This is a genomic window from Sorangium sp. So ce131 (assembly GCF_051519095.1).
In the GTDB taxonomy this organism is placed as follows: Bacteria; Myxococcota_A; Polyangia; order Polyangiales; family Polyangiaceae; genus Sorangium.
Genome location: NZ_CP150455.1, coordinates 13,088,932 through 13,107,492 on the forward strand (window position 1 = coordinate 13,088,932; position 18,561 = coordinate 13,107,492).

16 protein-coding genes and 1 pseudogene are annotated in these 18,561 nt (G+C 73.9%); 10 read left to right on the plus strand and 7 right to left on the minus strand.

Annotated elements, in window-relative coordinates; translation table 11 throughout:
* Positions 1-88: 88 nt before the first annotated feature.
* Together WMF43_RS47570 and purN are read right to left on the minus strand one after the other, a co-directional pair.
* Positions 89-1,717 (minus strand): NAD(P)-binding protein, encoded by a 1,629-nt coding sequence (locus WMF43_RS47570; RefSeq protein ID WP_437675519.1) that lies wholly within the window; start codon positions 1,715-1,717, stop codon positions 89-91.
* Complete coding sequence (gene purN / locus WMF43_RS47575; protein ID WP_437675520.1) at positions 1,714-2,436, minus strand: phosphoribosylglycinamide formyltransferase; 723 nt, start codon at positions 2,434-2,436, stop codon at positions 1,714-1,716. Before purN ends, WMF43_RS47570 begins: the two co-directional genes overlap by 4 nt.
* 596 nt (positions 2,437-3,032) lie before the next feature.
* On the opposite strand from purN, the gene WMF43_RS47580 reads away from it, so the two are divergent.
* Both WMF43_RS47580 and WMF43_RS47585 read left to right on the plus strand, forming a co-directional pair.
* Entirely contained in the window at positions 3,033-5,147 is a 2,115-nt protein-coding gene (locus WMF43_RS47580) for a D-alanyl-D-alanine carboxypeptidase family protein (protein ID WP_437675521.1), read from the plus strand.
* A 109-nt stretch (positions 5,148-5,256) separates the two neighbouring features.
* Complete coding sequence (locus WMF43_RS47585; RefSeq protein ID WP_437675522.1) at positions 5,257-8,715, plus strand: protein kinase domain-containing protein; 3,459 nt, start codon at positions 5,257-5,259, stop codon at positions 8,713-8,715.
* A 78-nt stretch (positions 8,716-8,793) separates the two neighbouring features.
* Here the strand turns inward: WMF43_RS47585 and purM are convergent, their stop codons facing one another.
* Entirely contained in the window at positions 8,794-9,840 is a 1,047-nt protein-coding gene (purM, locus tag WMF43_RS47590; protein ID WP_437675523.1) for a phosphoribosylformylglycinamidine cyclo-ligase, read from the minus strand.
* A gap of 364 nt (positions 9,841-10,204) precedes the next feature.
* Between purM and WMF43_RS47595 the strand changes: the two genes are divergently transcribed.
* From WMF43_RS47595 to WMF43_RS47615, 5 genes and pseudogenes are all read left to right on the plus strand, one after another.
* Positions 10,205-10,633 carry a (deoxy)nucleoside triphosphate pyrophosphohydrolase gene (locus WMF43_RS47595; protein ID WP_437675524.1) on the plus strand — a complete coding sequence of 143 codons (429 nt, stop codon included), beginning with the start codon at positions 10,205-10,207 and terminating at the stop codon, positions 10,631-10,633.
* Between the two features lie 390 nt (positions 10,634-11,023).
* Positions 11,024-11,194, plus strand: a pseudogene (locus WMF43_RS47600) (helix-turn-helix domain-containing protein); the annotation flags it as partial.
* Between the two features lie 12 nt (positions 11,195-11,206).
* Positions 11,207-12,424 carry an ImmA/IrrE family metallo-endopeptidase gene (locus WMF43_RS47605; protein ID WP_437684227.1) on the plus strand — a complete coding sequence of 406 codons (1,218 nt, stop codon included), beginning with the start codon at positions 11,207-11,209 and terminating at the stop codon, positions 12,422-12,424.
* Entirely contained in the window at positions 12,421-12,681 is a 261-nt protein-coding gene (locus tag WMF43_RS47610) for a hypothetical protein (protein ID WP_437675525.1), read from the plus strand. The genes WMF43_RS47605 and WMF43_RS47610 overlap by 4 nt, the downstream gene beginning before the upstream one ends.
* 9 nt (positions 12,682-12,690) lie before the next feature.
* Positions 12,691-12,876, plus strand: a complete 186-nt coding sequence (locus WMF43_RS47615) for a hypothetical protein (protein WP_437675526.1) — start codon at positions 12,691-12,693, stop codon at positions 12,874-12,876.
* A gap of 122 nt (positions 12,877-12,998) precedes the next feature.
* On the opposite strand, the gene WMF43_RS47620 is transcribed toward WMF43_RS47615, so the two are convergent.
* Both WMF43_RS47620 and thiO read right to left on the minus strand, forming a co-directional pair.
* Positions 12,999-13,484: a hypothetical protein gene (locus WMF43_RS47620; RefSeq protein WP_437675527.1), complete on the minus strand. Its 486-nt coding sequence runs from the start codon at positions 13,482-13,484 to the stop codon at positions 12,999-13,001.
* A 114-nt stretch (positions 13,485-13,598) separates the two neighbouring features.
* Complete coding sequence (gene thiO, locus WMF43_RS47625) at positions 13,599-14,708, minus strand: glycine oxidase ThiO (protein WP_437675528.1); 1,110 nt, start codon at positions 14,706-14,708, stop codon at positions 13,599-13,601.
* Positions 14,709-15,229: 521 nt separating this feature from the next.
* On the opposite strand from thiO, the gene WMF43_RS47630 reads away from it, so the two are divergent.
* A complete protein-coding gene (locus tag WMF43_RS47630; protein ID WP_437675529.1) occupies positions 15,230-15,499 on the plus strand; it encodes a hypothetical protein in 270 nt (89 codons plus the stop codon).
* A 203-nt stretch (positions 15,500-15,702) separates the two neighbouring features.
* On the opposite strand, the gene WMF43_RS47635 is transcribed toward WMF43_RS47630, so the two are convergent.
* Positions 15,703-16,416, minus strand: coding sequence for a hypothetical protein (locus tag WMF43_RS47635; protein ID WP_437675530.1), 714 nt, complete (start codon positions 16,414-16,416; stop codon positions 15,703-15,705).
* 125 nt (positions 16,417-16,541) lie between these two features.
* Positions 16,542-17,198, minus strand: a complete 657-nt coding sequence (locus WMF43_RS47640) for a hypothetical protein (protein WP_437675531.1) — start codon at positions 17,196-17,198, stop codon at positions 16,542-16,544.
* A 97-nt stretch (positions 17,199-17,295) separates the two neighbouring features.
* On the opposite strand from WMF43_RS47640, the gene WMF43_RS47645 reads away from it, so the two are divergent.
* Both WMF43_RS47645 and WMF43_RS47650 read left to right on the plus strand, forming a co-directional pair.
* Positions 17,296-17,838 carry a hypothetical protein gene (locus WMF43_RS47645; protein WP_437675532.1) on the plus strand — a complete coding sequence of 181 codons (543 nt, stop codon included), beginning with the start codon at positions 17,296-17,298 and terminating at the stop codon, positions 17,836-17,838.
* Between the two features lie 11 nt (positions 17,839-17,849).
* Positions 17,850-18,329, plus strand: coding sequence for a hypothetical protein (locus WMF43_RS47650; protein ID WP_437675533.1), 480 nt, complete (start codon positions 17,850-17,852; stop codon positions 18,327-18,329).
* Positions 18,330-18,561 lie beyond the last annotated feature (232 nt).

Sequence of the window (18,561 nt, forward strand, 5' to 3'; positions counted from 1 at the left end):
CGCGGCCGCGCCTCAGCGCACCGGGGCGCGCGCGGCGCGGCGTAGACCGCCGCGCCGGGGCGCGCGCGGCGCGGCGTAGACCGCCGCCTCAGCCGATCTCGACCTTGCTCCACATGTCCCGCCGCATCCGCTCCTTGCGCCGGTCGGTCCGGGTCACGAGGCGCGCCGCGCCCCAGGCCGCGAGCAGCTGGCCCTCCTGGCCGAGGCCGGGCAGCACGCTGCGGCCGACGAGCAGCGTCCGCTCGATCGGCCCGCGGATCGGCTCGCCCGCGAGCCCGAGGTAGCCGGGCGGGTCGACCTCGAGCTGCCGCACCATCGGCTCGGCGCCCGGGGCGGCGCCCTTCAGCGCGGCGCGCTCGACGAGGCGGCGGCGCGGGCCGTCGTAGAGCCACACGGGCAGGCCGTCGTGCACCGAGTCGACGAGCACGAGGTGGCGCTCGAGGAAAGGCAGCTCGGCGACCAGCGCATCGAGCACCGCCTGGCGCGCCTCGAGCAGCGAGAGCGGGCCCCGGTCGGGGAGCAGGATCTCCGCCACGAGCAGCGTGTCCGTGGAGGGCGGCGGGAGGTCGCAGCGCTGGAGGTGGACCACGGGGCGCGCGGGGCCGGCGGGGCGCGCGGGGCGCGGCGAGCTCGGCCGGGCGCCGGCGTCGCCGGCCGCGCGCGGCGGCGAGCTCGGCCGGACGGCGGACCCGGCCGGCGCGGACTGGAACGGGAGCAGGAGCGACTCCGGGCCGAGCGGCTCGGGCAGGCCCTCGCGGCGCACGACGAGCGACACGACGAAGCGGCCGACCGACGAGGTGATGCGCGGCCACTCGCGCAGCGCGCGCTTGTGGATGCCCTCGCCGCCGGACAGGCTCGCGAGCGTCTCGCCGTCCATGTCGGTGATCACGAAGCTGCTGCCGTTCGGGTGGTCGTCGCCGTCGAGCACGACCCCGGCCGCGGTGCCGCGGCGGACGTGGACCGCGGCGGCGCGCTCGTCGAGCAGGCAGCGGCCGCCGTGGGCGAGGATGCGCTCGACGAGGAACTCCTCGAGCTCCTCCTCGCCGCGCGGGAGCATCATGAGCCCGCGCGTCCACGCCCCGTGCAGGCGCGCCACCGCGAACGGGGGCGGGAGCGCCGAGAGGTCGGTGGCGAAGAGGACCGACTGCGCGACGATGGAGCGGAACAGGTGGCCGCGCGGGAACTCGACGAGCAGGTCGGCGTCGGGCTCGGCGCGGGCGTACGGGAGCATCGCGGCGTAACGCGCGGTCTCGCGCCGCTCCCAGAAGGTGCCCGGGGGCCAGACGGCGTCGTGCGAGAACGCGTCGTCGGCGGCGCCGTTGACGTAGGCGAGCTCGGCGTACAGCTCGTCGACGACGCGCCGGAGCTCGGGGAACTCGCGGTCGATCTCGCGGCCGAAGAGGACCATGTCGGGCGGCACGTCGAGGCGCCGGCGGGGCGAGACGGCCTGCAGCATGGGCGCGGCGGGCACGATGCGGCGCTTCCAGGTCTGCGACTGGGCGAGCTCGACGAGGAAGCGGCGCCACGCCGGCGAGGGCTCGGCGAGCATGGTGAAGGCGCGGCGGCGGAGGACGTGCTGGTCGAGCCGGTAGGTGGGCGGGCGCTCGCCGTGGCCGACGACCATCACGGTGAAGTCGCGCCGCGCGAGCAGCGCCGCGGCCGTGAGCGCGCCGACGGAGCGGCCGAGGACGATGACGTCGTAGTGCTTGTGGATCACGCCCCTTCCCCGACTTCTCCGACGTCTCCGACGTCTCCGACGTTTCCCCGCGCGCGGCCGCCCTGGGCGAGCCCGATCGCGGTGTCGACGCCGGCGATCGAGGCGCGCGCGCGCCCGCCGGGCGCGGCGGGCGGCTCGACCCGGAGGCGCCCCTCGGCGATCCACGAGAGCGCGCGGACGAGCAGGGCGTGCTCGTGGACCAGGATGCGCGCGGCGAGGGCGTCGCGGTCGTCGCCGTCGAGCACGGGGACGGCGGCCTGCGCGAGGATGGGCCCGGTGTCGGTGCCGGCGTCGACGAGGTGGACGGTGCAGCCGGTGATGCGCACGCCGTGCGAGAGCGCCTGCTGCTGGGCGTCCACGCCCGGGAACGAGGGCAGGAGCGAGGGGTGGATGTTGACGACCCGGTGCGGGAAGGCGTCGAGGAAGGTGCTCGTGAGCAGGCGCATGAAGCCGGCGAGGACGACCCAGTCCGCGCCCGCCTCGCGGAGGGCGGCGACGGCGGCGTCGTCGAAGCTGTGGCGATCGGCGAAGCCCTTGTGCGGGAGGACCAGGGTCGGGATGCCGGCGCGCTCGGCGCGGGCGAGGCCCTCGACGCCGGGCTGGTTCGAGAGGACGAGCCGCACGCGGGCGTCGAGGCGGCCGGCGGCGATCGCGTCGAGGATCGCCTGGAGGTTCGAGCCGCGGCCGGAGATCAGGACGCCGAGATCGAGGGAGGGCATGCCAGGGCAGATACTACGGCGGCGGCGGGCGCGGGAGAGATCCGGGCCGGCGGCGACCGGCCGGGGCCCCGCGCCCGCGCTGCGCGGCCGGTTTCCTGTCCCACCGGGCGCGCGTCGCGCGACGCGCCGGGCGCCGCGCGAGCTCGTCGGCGCGCTCGGCTCCCGGCACGAGGAAGCCCGGGGCGCCGCGGCTCGTCAGGGGCGCGCTCAGCTGGCCTGCCCGGGCGGCAGGCGCCCCTTCACGCGCGGGCAGGCACGTGTTGGCACGCTGGCACGTTGGCACGTTGGCACGCGCCCCTTCACGCGCGGGCAAGCCGCTCGCATCGGCTGCGTTGATCGGGATCTCGCGCGGTGAACGACCCCTCCGCCGCCGGAGCCGGCGACCGGGGGGATGAATCACGCGCCGGTATGGGCGTTGCTCTGCCAGGCCCGCCAACGATTCGAGATGCCAGGCCCGCGGACGATTCGAGATGCCAGGCCCGCGTTGGCTCCGTCGAGGCACTGGCGCGGCTGAGTGCCCCTCTCTTGTAGCCAGGCTGGATATCGACGCTGCGCGTCGGCGGCGGGCACCCTCGAGCGTTCCAAAGGAGACCTTCATGGGTGCGATTCGAAAGCGTTCCTTTCTTCCCTGCATGATCTGGCCGCTTCAGGCGTCTCTCGCGGGCGGCGTCCTGCTCGCGGCCGGCGCGGCGCAGGCGCAGCCGACCGTCGTGGGCGAGCGCGCCGCGCTCGTGGACCCGCTCACCGGCTCCTCGATGTTCGTGAAGAACGGGACCCCCACGGCAGCGGCGATGGCGAGCACCGCCAAGGTCATGACCATGTACGTCACGCTCAAGGCCGTGAAGCAAGGCTTCCTCAGCCTCAGCGACACCGTGGTGATCAGCGAGAAGGCCGCGTCGCAATGGTGCAACTGCTTCCCGGGAGGCGACGTGAAGACGTTGAAGAAGGGCGACTCCATGTCTCTGGAGGACGCCCTCTACTCGATCGCCCTGTCCCACGGCGAGACGACCGTGGCCGTCGCCGAGCTGGTGGCCAACGCGGTCCTCAACGCCGACGTCAGCACGGGCTCGACCGTCGCCGAGTCGGCCGCGCTGGAGCAGGACTTCGTCGACATGATGAACGATGAGGCGGACGCGCTCGGGATGAGCCTCACCGAGTGGAAGACCCCGCACGGGGGGGACGAGACAGGGCAGGTGACCACACCTCGAGACCTGATCAAGGTATGGAACGCGGCCGTCGATCTGAGCATGGGCTTCCTCGACTACGCAGGCGTCCGCAGCCGCAGCGTCACGGTCGCCGGCTCCACCGGCACGACGGCGTACCCGCTGAACAAGTGGTACTGGTACTACCCGAACGTGGACGGCGACAAGGGCGGCGACACCGACTGGGTGCGCTCGAGCCTGGTCGCGCAGAGCACGCGGCTCGGGCGAACGCTCGTCGCCAGCTCGTTCATGTCGAGCAGCATCCCGGTCGGGCAGCACGCCGCAACGGACGTGGCGGCCATGCTGCGCTGGGGCTTTCGCGGCATCTTCCTGCCGGACCGGATGGAGACCTCCGCCTCCCCCACGGGGGCGGCGACGGTGAGGGCGCTGGCGATGGACTGCACCGGGCGCGACGTGGTGACGGCGGAGGTCACGCAGGCGGGGGGGCTCGTGCTCGCCCGCTGGACTCCTCCGCTCCTGGGCGGTGGAGACTTCCCGTACCTGAGGCTCCACGCCGCCTCCGAGCTGACGTCCGTCACCGAGGCGTCGGTGGCGCACCTCAGCTCCAGCGTGGCCGTGAGCGCGGCCGCGGTCCAGGAGGCGGGGCTCTCCCACGTCTACCTGTCGACCTGGGACGTCGACGGCGCCGTCGTCGGGGATCCCCCCGAGGAGGTGGACGCGGTGCACGTCGGCGCGGGCTGGAACCCGGACGTGGTGCTGGTGAAGAGCGGCCTGATCGCGGTCTCCTACATCCGCACGGATTACCGGCTCCAGATCGATCTCTATACCGTCGGTCCCCATCCCAGCGGCACCACCGGCGTCTACGACGTGAAGGTCGCCTCCTACACGTCTCCCGCCGGAGATGCGTTCTTCGACGTGTCGACGGCGGCGTCGCTGCTCAACGAGTGTCAGGCGTCGCCGTGCACCCCCGCGTACGGCCTGGTCATGGCGGGGCGCACCACGGACGGCAACCTCCGGGCGATCTCGTTCCGCGTGGATGACAGCAGCATCACGCGCCACAGCACGATCGACGGCGAGCCGGCCACCGCCCTCGACACGACGCGCCTGGGCTTCAGCAAATTCGCCACGTCGATCCGGACCGGCGCTGGCAACGTCAGGGTCATCTACTGGGACATGACCCCGGCGGGCACGCTCACCCGGGTCGACGACACCGGCAACCTGTCGGAGACGGCGACCGAGACCTCGATCGCGAGGCTGGGGTCGGCCTCGATTCACACCCCCCGGAGGGGCGCGCTGACCGCCACGAGGGACGTGAACGGCCGGCTCAAGCTGATCGCGTGGGAGCGCGACAGGTTCCAGGAGGTGGCGACCAGGGACGACTACCGGCTCGCGGACAGCGGCGCGTCGGGGGATCTCGGCTCGAGGATCAACGTCTGCCGCCTCTCGACCCTGTCGGACGGCAGCTCGGGCGCCGGGGACTTCGCGGTGGCGATGCAGGACGCCAGCTCGGTGCTCAAGGTCATCTCGTGGCGCGTCGGCGCCCCGTGAGGCCACCCTCCCGCTCGCGCTCGCCCCGAGGAGGGCCACATGCTGGGCGCCGGGCCGGGCGGGCCACCTACCAATGTCGCGCCGCTCAGGGTAGGGTGGCGCCGCCACGATGTCCGACCGTCCGCCCGAGCCGCACCTGTCCCCCGAGGAGGCCGCGAAGCAGCGAGCGGCGTCCTACATCGGGCGGGTCATCTCGAGGCGGTACCGCATCGACGAGGTCGTCGCCATGGGCGGCATGGGCGCGGTCTACCGCGGCGAGCACGTGCACATGCACAAGCGCGTCGCGATCAAGATCCTGCACCCCGACGCCGAGCGGCTCCCCGAGCTCGTGCAGCGCTTCGAGCGCGAGGCGATCGCCGGCGCCCACATCCAGCACCGGAACGTCGCGACGGCGACCGACTTCGGCGAGGCGGAGGACGGCTCGTTCTACCTCGTCCTGGAGTACGTCCGCGGGACGACGCTCCACGAGATCATCCGGCGCGGGCCGATGCCCACCGCGCGCGCCGTCCTGATCGCCAGGCAGCTCGCGGCCGCGCTCGGGGCGACCCACGCCATGAACATCGTCCACCGCGACGTGAAGCCGCGGAACGTGATGGTGGTCGAGTCGCACGGCGACCTCGTGAAGCTCATCGACTTCGGCCTCGCGAAGGTGAGCGTCGATCAGCTGCGCCGCTCCGTCGCGTCGCCGGAGTCCATGCGGATGGGTCCGGAGTCGCACCCGGTCCGGCTCACGACGGCCGGGGTGATCTTCGGGACGATCGCCTACCTCGCCCCCGAGTCGGCGCTCGGGATGGATTTCGTCGACGAGCGCGCGGATTTCTACGCCCTCGGGCTGATCTTTTACGAGCTGCTGGCCGGCAAGCACCCGTTCCTGGCGAAAGATCCGGTCGAGCTGTTCAACCAGCAGCGCAGCGCGCCGGTCCCGGCGATCGCCGAGCACGCCCCCGGCGTCGTGGTGCCGCCGGCGATCGAGGCGGTGGTGCGGCGCCTGCTCGAGAAGCAGCCGCGCGCCCGCTACCAGACCGCGGAGGACCTGATCGCGGCGCTCGACGAGGCGTGCGCCGCGTCGGGGATCGCGGCGCAGGAGCCGCGCGCGGAGATGACGTCGAGGGCGGAGATGGCGTCGGTGCCCGCGATCGCGGATCCGGCGCGCCCGCCGAGCGGGCGGCCGCGCCTGCCCAGCGCTGCGGCGCGAGAGCACGAGGCGGCGGCGGCGGGCAGCTCGTCGGCGATCCTCCTCGGCGAGTCGAGCCTGTTCGAGCTGGAGGAGAGCGGCGCGGCGCTGGCGCCGGCGGCCGGGCAAGCGGGCGATGAGGCGCCGGCGCCCACGGCGAGGCAAGCGGGCGGTGAGGCGTCGGCGCCGGCGGCGAGGCAAGCGGGCGGCGAGGTGCCGGAGCGGGCCGCCGGGCACGCCGACAGCGCGGCAGAGGACGACGAGGACGCCGTCAGCCACTCGCGGCCGACGCCGGTACGGCTGACGCCGAGCCTCGTCGCCGAGATGACGCGCGACTCGCGGCCGACCGCGGTGGGTGGTGCAGCGTTCATCGCGCGGATGGCTTTCGAGTCGATCGGCGCTGACGGTCCCTCGGAGGTCGCGGCAGAGGCGCCGTCGCGGCAAGCGCCGTCGGCGACGCCGGGGGAGGCATCGCGGCCGCTGGAGGCGCCAGCGTCGAGCGAGCCGGCGCAGGGGGCCACACCTCCGCCGCTGGACCAGCCGCAGGTACCGCCGGAGGAGCCTGCGCGTTCGCGGCCGTCGGAGGAGCCTGCGCGTTCGCGGCCGTCGGAGGAGCCGGCGCGTTCGCGGCCGTCGGAGGAGCCTGCGCGTTCGCGGCCGTCGGAGGAGCCTGCGCGTTCGCGGCCGTCGGAGGAGCCTGCGCGTTCGCGGCCGTTGGAGGAGCCGGCGCGTTCGCGGCCGTCGGAGGAGCCGGCGCGTTCGCGGCCGTCGGAGGAGCCGGCGCGTTCGCGGCCGTCGGAAGAGCCTGCGCGTTCGCGGCCGTCGGAAGAGCCGGCGCGTTCGCGGCGGTCGGAAGAGCCTGCGCGTTCGCGGCCGTCGGAAGAGCCGGCTTCGAAAGAGCCGGCGTTGCCGGTCTCGACGCGTCCGTCGCCGGACGTACCCTCGCAGCCGCCGAGGGAGTCGTCGCAGTCGCGCCCCACGGAAGAGCCAGGCTCCAGCGCGCCTCCGCCGGCGCCGGCACCCGCCAAAAGGTCATCGCCGCCTCCGGAGGCGCCTGCATCCTCGAAGCCGACAGCGCCATCCCTCCAGGCGCCCGCGCCCGTCGAGAAGCTGTCGTCTCCTCCAGAGACGCCCGCATCCTCGAAACCGGCAGCGGCGTCCCTGAAAGAGCCGGCTTCAGCCAAGACGCCGTCGCCGCCGGATGCCCCTGCGTCGGCAGCGCAGCAAACCCCGCCGCCGGAGAAGCCGCCGCAGCCGCCCCGGGAGGAGCCGCCCGCCGCCGGAGCAACGCCGCCGCAGGAGCCGCCCGCGGAGGAGGACGCGCCCGCGTCGGAGCCGATCTCTGAACGGCTGAGCGGCTCGCGGCCCGCGTTCGCCCCGACGCTGCTGCGGGAGCTCGAGGCGGCGGAGGCAGAGCGCGTCGCCCGGGAGCGCGAGGCGGAGGCAGAGCGCGTCGCCCGGGAGCGCGAGGCGGAGGCAGAGCGCGTCGCCCGGGAGCGCGAGGCGGAGGCAGAGCGCGTCGCCCGGGAGCGCGAGGAGGAGTCCAAGCGGAAGCGGGCGGCTCGCGCCGGCCGCGTGCTGCCGCAGATCCCCGGCCACCTGAGCGCCCGCCTGCGCCGGGCGGCTCCCTACGTGGGCGTCGCCGTGATCGCGGCAGGCGTCATCGCGGCGCTCGCCGCTAGCGGGAGGGCTCCCCCGGAGCCCGAGCCCCACCAGCGGACGGTGGAGACGCCGGCGAGCGCGCCCGCCGCGCCGGAGCCCGCCGCGCCCGACACGGCGGCGGCCGCGGAGACCGCCGCGCCCGCCGCGCCTGCGCCCGACGCCGCCGCGCCCGAGGTGCCCGAGGCGCCCGCCGCGCAGGCCGAGCCTCCGCCGGATGAAGCGACCAGGAAGGAGCTCGCCGCCGCGTCCAGGGCGCGCCGGTGGGTCAAGGCCGCCGACGCGCTCAACGTGCTCGCCGAGCGCGATCCGACCGCGCTGCGCGACCGCGCGCTCGCGATCGCGGCGCGGAACGTCGCCATCGCCATCGCGAAGACGGGCGGCGAGCACGCCGACAAGGTCTTCGACGCCCTCGCGAGCCGCTTCGGGACGGCGGGGATCGACGTCCTCTACGAGATCGTGGAGACCCGCGGCCGCTCCACGCCCGCGACCCGCGCGGCGAAGCTGCTGCGCACGCCGGAGGTCGCGGCGCGCGGGACCCCCGCCGTGCGGATCTCCTTCGAGATGCGCGACGCCACCTGCGGCGAGAAGCTGCCGTTCATCGAGCGCGCCGTCTCCGAGGGCGACGAGCGCACCCTGGTCGTGCTCGAGACGGCGGTGAGGCCCTGTTACAAGAAGAACCGCGCGATCGACGAGGCGATCAAGCAGCTGAGGTCGCGGCTCGAAGGCGGGTGAGCCGCGCGGCCGCCCGGCTGGCCGCGGCAGGCTCGCCGCGGCCCTGGCGCCGGCCGTCCCTCGCCGGCGCCGCCTCCGTCATCCGAACTGCACCCGCTCCTCGAACGGCACGTCGCCGACCGGCACCACCTCCCCGAGCGCCCACGCCCGCTCCCCGCTCCGGGCGAACGCCTCGATCGCCTTGTCCGCCGCGCCCTTCTCCACGACGGCGACGAGCCCGACGCCGAGGTTGAAGGTGCGCCGCATCTCCGCCTCCTCCACCGGCCCGCCGCGCTGGAGCACCTGGAAGATCGCCGGCCGCTGGTAGGAGCCGAGATCGAGCCGCGCGCCCAGGCCGTCCGGCAGCACGCGCGGGAGGTTCCCCGGCAGGCCGCCGCCCGTGATGTGCGACAGCCCCCGCACCGCGTCCCCGCAGGTCCCGAGCAGCTCCGTGATGGCGCGGGCGTAGATCCGGGTCGGCGTGAGCAGCGCTTCCCCCACGGTCGCGCCGAGCTCGTCCACGCGGTCGCTCATCCGGAGCCCCATCTCCTTCTCGAGCACCCGCCGCGCGAGCGAGAAGCCGTTCGAGTGCAGCCCGCTCGACGCCACCCCGAGCACCACGTCGCCGGGCGCGATGCGCTTGCCGTCGAGGATGCGCGAGCGCTCGACCACGCCCACCGCGAACCCGGCGAGGTCGTACTCGCCGTCCGCGTACATGCCCGGCAGCTCGGCCGTCTCGCCGCCGATGAGCGCGCAGCCGGCCTGCTTGCACCCGTCGGCGATGCCGCGCACCACCGCCTCGCCCACGTCCACGTCGAGCTTGCCGGTCGCGAAGTAGTCCAGGAAGAAGAGCGGCCGCGCGCCGACCGTCAGCACGTCGTTCACGCACATGGCGACGAGGTCGATCCCGACCGTGTCGTGCACGCCCGTCGCGAACGCGACCTTCAGCTTGGTGCCGACGCCGTCCGTGCCGCTGACCAGCACCGGCTCGGAGAGCCCGCCCGGCAGCATGCACAGCCCGGCGAACCCGCCCACGTCGGCCAGCACCTCGGGGGTGCGCGTCGGCTTGGCGAGCCGCTTGATGCGCTCGACCAGCGCGTCCCCTGCATCGATATCGACCCCCGCTTCCCGGTACGTGACGCTCATGGGAGGCGCATCCCACACCTCGGCGGCAAAGGGAAGCGGGCTCGCTCCCGGCGGGGCTGCCGCCCCGCTCGCCGCGGCCGGCGAGCGCGGCGGCCATCCCGGCCCCGGCAGAGGCACGCGCCGCGGCGCCGCCGCCAGGACGGTGCAGCGCCGAACGGCACCCCGAGCGCGGCCGCTCCTTTCGCCTCGGGCCGCGGCCCCGTCGTCCGCGCTGCTCATCTTCCTTTGCTGCGCATTCCGTTGAACGGCGCGACTTTTTCGCAGAACCGACCGCATCCCACGGATGGCGGTTCTTCGCTGCGGTGCTGTCGTGAGCGGCTCTCCCGCCTTGTTTTCTTCACCGCGGTCGACATCCTAGGCGCCCATGTCTGACGTGTCCGATCTGTCGCCTGCCCTCGTCCTCGTCGCCGCCGCCGTCATCATCGAGCGCGGCCGCGTGCTGCTCACGCAGCGCAAGGTGGGCGCCCACCTCGAGGGCGCGTGGGAGTTCCCCGGCGGCAAGGTCGAGGCCGGCGAGGATCCGCGGGACGCCCTCCTCCGCGAGCTGCGCGAGGAGATCGGCGTGGAGGCTCGCGTCGGCGACATCGTGGAGGTGACCTATCACCGCTATCCCAGGAAGCCGGTGCTGCTCCTCTTCTACGAGGCCTCCTTCGCCGAAGGCTCTCCCGCTCCGGCAGCGCTCGACGTCGCCGCCGTGCGCTGGGCCGAGGCGCCCGAGCTCCGGGACGAGCTCTTCCCGCCCGCCGACGTCGCGGTGCTCGCCAAGGTGCGCGCGCGCCTCGCGGCAACGTAGTACCTCGTCGGCCGAAGGCGGGTTGGGGGTGACAAAGCGTCGAGATCCATCGCTTCCGGCGGAATTCCGGGGACGCGTGACGACGGATCGCTCCCTCTCCCGAAGCTATGGCCCCAACGTCCGCCCACCGCCGGGCTTCGGGTATCAAGAGCTTGCGCCGACCGAACCGTCCCTCGGGCGTACGGCAACGATCTGGCCGGACGGAGGCCCGAGGTGGACCCATGAGCGCTCTCCGGCGACCGTCGGACGTCGCCATCGCCACCACACCGGTCACCGCAGAGGCGTGTCGCTGAGCAGTACAGGCTGTCCGCGTCCTCCGGTGCAGATCGTGAATCTCCCTCGGGTGGGATCGTGGTGTCCACCGAGCACGAGGTGAGCTACATTCCCCTTATGAACGCGGTGACCCGAGCGCTCCGCGCCGCTAGGGAAGCGATGCGGCTCGACCAAGAGACCTTCGCCGCGCTCCTCGATGTGGACCTCACCGAGGTGCAGGCGTGGGAGGCGGGGACGCGCGACGCACGATCGAGCACCCTCGTGCGTTGTGCCCGCGCGCTCGCGCTCACGGTGGAGGAGGTGCTCGCCGGCGAGATCCGTCACGCGTCCGTGCCCAGCCTGTTCTTACGGGCGACCGGGCACGAGGGCCGGCTCAGCGACGTGCTGGAGTTCTCCTCGGATCTGGCGCTCTTCGTCGAAGTGGTCCGAGCCCTCGATCGCCTGCAGCTCGCTGCGGGCGCGTGTGTTCCGCCTCTGCCGGCGCCGCCCGTGGATGCGCAGTGGGGCACCGGCGACGCACCCTACGGCGCTGATGAGCTGGCCCGCTGGCTGCGGACGCAGCTCGACATCACCACCGAGTCCATCCCCTCGATGCGCGCCATCTACGAGCGTCTAGGTATCGGCATCGTATGGGCGCGGCAGGAGGAGATGTCCCCGTTCCTGGACGGCGCCTCGCTGCGCGCGCCACGGCCTGCGGTGCTCGTCCACTTGGTCGAGGGCCCGGCATGCTGGTGGCGCACGCGCATGACGTTGGCGCACGAGCTATGCCACGTTCTCTGCGACCTCACTGACGAGCACCGCAACCTGGCGCTCGTCAGCCCGGCGAGCACCGGCGACGCGGAAGCGGCGCCGGGCAGCCGGGCTGCGGGGGCGCGCACCTATCGCTTGTTCCGAGATTTCGCCTGGATCGAACAACGCGCGAGCGCGTTCGCCTCGCACTTCCTTGTGCCGGATCACGCGCTCCGCAGTGTGCTCTCCGGGCGTGATCCCGTAGCAGAGGACTCGGTCACCGAGGTGTGCACGACCTTCGGTGTCGGGCGCATCACGGCCGTGTCGCGCATCAAGCACGTGTTCGGGCTCAGCGAGGATCTCCGGCTCCACATGCTGCGCAGACCCCACGAGGAGCGGCACGCCCCCGGGCACCCCGACCTGGCACCTCCGCGTAGTGGCCTTCGTGCAGGCGCTCTTCTCGACGAGGTCGCGTCCGCCCTCGCGCAGGGCCGCATCGATCGGGTGGAGGCGCGCCGCGTGCTCGGCCTCGCCCTCCATGAGGCGCTGCCCGAGCATCCCAAGCTCTCCGCGTCGCTGCGCGCCCCCCTCCGCTCGGTGAGCGACAACGTGCGCGACATCGCCCGCGTCGCGCTCTCGCGTGCCGGGGCCTCTGGCTTGCGCCCGAGGGAGGTCCGCCGCGGCGATAAGGGCTGGTGCGTGGACATCGTCGACGCCGCGGGGCACACCGTGCGGGAGGACGTCCTCTCCTTCGATCTCGATGCCGAGCGCGCCAAGCTCTCCGCATGAGCGCGGACGCGCGGAAACTCGCCCAGAGCTGGCATCGCCTTCAGAAGACGCGCGGCTCGTGCGTGGCCGCGTGCCGCGCCATCGTCGACGCCCGACATGGCGGCGAAGGCGAGGAGCAGGAGACGTACCCCGCGCTCGGCGGCGAGATGCTCGACACCTCGCTCCCAGAGAGCTTCGACGTGCTCGTAGCCCGTGTGAAGCGCGGTGAGCTCGCGATCGTGACCGTGAACGGGCCAGGCTGGATGGCTCTGGCGTGAGATCGGCAGATGCTCTCGCCCTACGGAGATCTCGGGGACGGCTTGCACGCAGTTGTGATCATCGCCGTCATCGGCAGCTTCTTGGTCGTCCTCGACCCGTACTTTCCGACGAGACACCAGCCCGTACAGGTGTTGCGCGATGACTTCGCCACCGCATGGAGCGGTGAGGTGGAATTCTTCAGCCCTGAAGGCTGAGCTGTTGTGATCACGCGCCTCGTTTGCAGGTGCGTTGTCGCTAGCAGCTCGCCGACGGCGCGGTCCACCTCGCGCACGGCGGCGTCGACGCCGGTCGCGTTGCCGGTTGCCGCGACGACGTTTCAGCTCATCGCCTTGCGCGGCGCCGGCTGCGCCGGCGGCGGGGTCCGCGTGATGCTCCGCCAGGTGTCGACGGCCCAGTCCCGGTCCGACTCTTCCTTGCAGACGATGGTGCAGCGCGCGAGCCGGCCGGCCGGGGGGCACACCATGATGGCCATGAGCACCCAGCACGGCTCCGGCTCGTCATCGCTCTCGCCGAGCATCCACAGCGCGGCGCCCGCGACCGTCCCCCGCTCGTGCTCGTAGCGCAGCCCGGACATCTCGCGCGGCGGGAACGTGTCCAGGACCTCCTTGGCCGTGAACGGCGCGCCGTCGTGCCGACGGTATGTCATCGACGAGAGCGAGACCTCGCGACGCTCGCCTGGATCGAACATGCGCAGCGTCTCGCCGCCGTACAGGAGCTCCGACTCGAAGGAGGGATCGACCTGGATGGCCCAGCCGCAGTGGAAGTAGATCCGGACCGGGATGATCTCGGGGGTGGACGACATCGGCGGCGCTCAGCCTAGGCGCTCCCGGCGGCGAGCGCACGTGAACCTGCCCGGCTTGGCGCCAGAGAGCGGTCGCCGGGCGATGCGCGCACGCCGCGGTGGAAGACGCCTGGCTCAGCCGGCAATGCCGGGCCGCCGGGGTGAGAAGGGTGACAGATCCAGGGGCGGCTTCTCGCCCGCGATTAGCGCCGTCACGATCTTCGCGGTCACCGGGGCGAGGAGGACGCCGTTGCGGAAGTGGCCGGTCGCGAAGATGAGGTTGGCGATCGCCCCCTGGCCGAGGATCGGCAGCTCGTCTTGCGGGTGCGGCCGGAGCCCGGACCAGGTCCTGCCGAGCGGCGCCTCCTCGAGCGCGGGCACGAGCCGGAGCGCCGCGGTCAGGAGGTCGCGCACGGCCCGCGCGGTCACCGCGGGCACGAAGCCGACGAACTCGACGGTCGCCCCGACGAGCACGCGGCCGTCGTCGCGCGGCGACAGGTAACACCCGGGGCCGTAGACCACCTGCGCGAGCGCCGGCGACGCCGGCGTGAGCTCGACGATCTGCCCGCGCACCGGCCGCACCGCGGCGGGCGCGAGCCCGGAGCCCTCGATCAGGGACGACCAGCTCCCGGCGGTCAGCACCGTCCAGGGGGCCTCGACCTTCGTCCCGTCCTCGAGCTGCACCCCGCCTGCCCGTCCCCGCTCGACGAGGATGCGCCGGACGGCCGCCCCGGCGCGGAACCGCACGCCCGCGCGCTCGGCCGCGATGCGCAGCGCCCGCATGAGCGACGGCGGATCGATGCGCGCCTCGTCGGCGAACCACGCGCCGCCGGCGACCTCGGCGCCGAGCGCCGGCGCGTGTGCCCGCGCCTCTGCGCCGTCGCAGAGCTCGACCGCGAGGCCGGCCTCCCGCTGCCACCCGACCTCGCGCGCGATCTCGTCGCGGCCGGCGGCGGTGAACGCCACCTGGAGCGCGCCGCAGCGGCGGTAGCCGACGTCGACGCCCGTCGCCTCGGCGAGCGACGCGACGAGCTCGGGGTACAGCGCCCGGCTCGCGAGACAGAGCCGCGCGAGGGGGCCGTCGCCGGCGGCCTCGAGCTGCGGGCCGATGATCCCGGCCGCCGCCCAGGAGGCGCCCTCGCCGGGGTTGCGCTCGAGGACGTGCACGGCGAGCCCGCGCCGCGCGAGCGCGAGCGCCGACGTGCACCCGGCCACCCCGCCCCCGATCACGACCACCTCGCTCATCGGCGCGTGCATAGCACGCCGGGCACCTCGCGGAGGCGGGCGCACCGGAGCTCATCGCGCGGCGCGCCGCGGCACGGGCTCGGGGCGCTGGCTGCACGGGATTCATCGAGGCCAGGAAGGGGTCTTGGAGAAGGACGACCGGGCGTGCGCGCCCTGCGGGGAGCGGTTCTGCTACAGCATCGCGTTGCCGGTGCCGGCAGGGGTGAGAGGAAGCGCTGCCGGGTGCCGGCAGGGGTGAGAGGAAGCGCTGCCGGGTGCCGGCAGGGGTGAGAGGAAGCGCTGCCGGGTGCCGGCAGGGCTGAGAGGAAGCGCTGCCGGGTGCCGGTAGGGCTGAGAGGAAGCGCTGCCGGGTGCCGGCAGGGGTGAGGGGAAGCGCTGCCGGTGGATGGTCGTCGCTCTCGAGAGCTCGCGAGCTCGCCGCCGAAGCTGTATCCGGGGAGCGCAGCCGAGATGCGGTGAGCGGGCGGCGTGCTCGCGCGGAAAAAGGGGCCAGGGTTCCACAGCGTAGGAGGGACGACCTGATGCGGATCGTCGTAGAAATTCGGGAAGATGCGTTCCGTACACCCAAGACCCCGCAGCAGGTCGCGGACGAGATGCGGCAGGCCGCGGCAGTTTTCTGGGTCGCTCGGGGGGATGTGGCGCCGGAGGCGGTGAATGACATCGCCGCGCCGTCCCAGCCCGAGATAGGGGAGACGCTAAAGGACCTCTTGTTGAGGATGCCCGATGTCGGGGAGGATTCCGACTTTGAACGGCCCGTCGACTACGGGCGGCCGACTGTCGAGTTCGACTGAGCTCCCGCCACCTGGAGCTTCTCTTCCGAGACGTAAGAACGTGCCCCTCAAAAACCCTCACGGGTGACCTCGTCCCCTCAGGTTCATGAAAGTCGCCTGGGCGGCGGGCCCGCTGATTCAGGCTGATCGGGGACGCACAGCTGGACGCGCCTTCGCGGCCGCCCGCGCCCCGCGCACGGCTCGGCTCCAGCGCGCAACGACGGCTACTCTGGGATTGCCTTCTCGCTGCTCGTGCTCCCCGCCGTTGCCGCGGACGTGTTCGCGGTCTCCTGCGGCTTTGCGCGCTCGGGCGGCTCCTGCGGCTTTGCGGGCTCGGGCGGCTCCTGTGTCTTCTCCGTAGATGCTGCGGGCTTCGCGGGGTCTGGCGCCGTGGCAGGCGCGGGTGCTTTCGCGACCTCCTGCGCCTTGGCCGCGGGCTCCGTCGCCTTCGTTCCCGCCGCCTTCGCCTTCTTCTCCTTCGCCGCCTTCGCCTCGAGCGCGCCTGCCGCGATCGGCTCGCGCTTGCCCTGACCGACCGCGCGCGGGTCGCCGTAGGGGAACGCCGCGCTGCCGCTCGCGTCGATCGGCTTGCGCGGGGCGGCCGGATCCGTCGCCGGGCTCGGCGGCGGCGCGATCGGGCGTGGCGCGCGCAGCCGGTTGCCCGGGCCGGCCTGCGTCCAGACCTGCACGTCGCCGAGCACGCGCGTCCTGTTCGCCATCCGCCGCTGGCCGCGCGCGCCGCGCAGCTTCTCCCAGAACGTCGGCGGCGACGTCGCGCCCGGGTCGCCCTTCACCCAGCACGTGTAGTCGCCGATGCCGGTGCCCCGGAACGTCTCGCGGCAGACCGCGATCCCGAGCTCGGCCGCGATCTCGCTGAGGAGCCGACCCGGCTCGGTCTCGACCGTCCTGTGCTCGTTGACGAAGGTGACCTTGGGCATCGGTGCGCGAGAAGGTCGTGCGCCGCCGCGAGCGCGTCAAGACGCGGGTCGCGCTGCCTGTGCTGTCTTCGCGGCTGCGCTGTCTTCGCGGCTGCGCGGCCTGCGCGGCCTGCGCGCCGCGCGCCCTACGCGTCCTTCACGCGGTGCAGCACCCGCGCGATCCCGAACAGGTTCCAGCCCGCGAACCCGAGGAACAGCGCGACGAGCGCGACCGCCCAGCGCGACGCGCGCGGCGAGCTGCCGTCGATGAGCAGCCAGGCGTCGCCGGACACGCTCGTCCCCGCCTGCTCCTCCACCTCGCCGGCGAGGCGCGCGTGCCGGATGCCCGCGCTGCCGAACGGCACGAGCCGCCCCGCGAACGAGCTCGGCGGCACGAAGCGCGGGCCCTCGAAGCCCTCGGGCACCCGGATCTCGACCCACAGCCCCGGGTTGCCGGCCACCGGCGCCAGCCGGAACGAGTCGCCTTCCGCCGCCCGACCGTAACGGATCGCGCCGCGCGTCCCGAGCAGCCCCACGGCGCGCACGTAGCGGTTCGCGAGGTCCGGCCCCGGCCGCAGCGCCGCGAGCTCACCCACGTCGACGGGCTGGCCGGGCGACAGCGCGTAGCGCGCCTCCCCGAGCAGGGCGAACGCCATGTACAGCGCGGCGAGCGCGGTCACCGCCATCAGCGCCACCGTGACCGTGCGCTCCTGCTTCGGCGGGGCCGGCAGCGCGAGCAGCTCCGGATCGGGCCCGGTCACGTCGAAGCCTGGGCCGCGCGGGCCGTGGGACAGGGATTCCACGGTAGAGGTCGGGTCGGTGGGCACGTTTCGTCGAGTATAACGCCGGTCGGGCGCCGCGCGCTTGCCGGGCCGCAGCGGCTTGCCTAGCCTAGCCGCGATGGCCTCGAAGAACGACAGCTCCATCGTCTGCCAGGCGTGCGGCGCGAACAACGCCAGCGTCACGGCGAGCGGGCGGTGCATCGCGTGCGGCGCCCGGATGGACTCGCCGCGGATCGTCCGGAACTCCGATTTCGACCGCCAGCGCCGCTACCAGCAGGAGGGCTTCTCCGTCCTCTGGTGCGCGATCGCCCTCGTCCTCCAGAGCGTGCTGACCGCGGCGCTCATCGGCGGCCTCCCCATGATCGTGCAGCAGCTCGACTTCGAGGGCTCGAACGGCATGACGGTGTCCATCCCCGTCTGGTTCATCGGGGGCGTCCTCCTCGGCATGATCTCGCCCGGCAAGACGTTCCTCGAGCCGGTCGTCGCCTCGTTCATCGTCGCGATCCCGACGGTCTTCTACCTCCTGCAGAGCCAGACCGTCCGGACGATGCCGCTCTTCATGTACGTGATCATGGCGCTCATCGGCGTGTTGTTCACGCTGATCGGCGCCTACCTCGGCGAGCGCATCCAGATGGGCCCGCCGGCGAAGCGGGCCGACTGAGGCCGCCCGCCGTGACGGGCAGCTCCCGGGCGGCTGGGGCGGCGGCGCGGCGGCGCGCCGGCGCGCTCGCCGCGCTCGCCGCGCTCGCCGTCCTCTGCGCTGGCCCCGGGTGCGGCCGGTCGGCCGAGGACCAGGAGGCCGACGCGCTCCTGCACGCGATCGACGCCCTCCGCGACGCCCCGAGCGAGCCGCGCGCCGCGCGGGAGGCGCTGCTCGCGGCGCTCGAGCGACAGCCCGCCTCGACGCCCCCCGCCGCGAGCGCCAGGGACACGTGCGTCCGCGCTTACCGCTCGTTGCTCGACGCGACCGCCGCCGAGGCGCGCGTCCGCGCGCTGCTCGCGGCGCCCGCGGGGTCCGCCGGGCCCGGGGCGCTGTCCGATCTGGCCGACCTCGCCGCGGCGGAGGTCAAGCTGAAGGAGAGCGCCGAGGTCATGCCGAAGTGCGCCGAGGCGCTCTCGGAGCTCCGCCGCGCCGCCCGGCGCGGCATGTAACGCCGCGCCGCGCCGCGCCGCGCGCGCCGCGCCGCCCTCGCGCCGCGCCGCCCTCGCGCCGCGCGCGCCGCGCCGCCCTCGCGCCGCGCCGCCCTCGCGCCGCGCCGCCCTCGCGCCGCGCCTGCCTCGCCTGCCGCGCCTGCCGCGCGCGCCGCCCCCCGCCCCCCGCGGGCGGGGATGCGCTTCTCGAGAGCGCCAGGGGATCCGCGCTCGCGGTCCCCTGTGCTAAGAC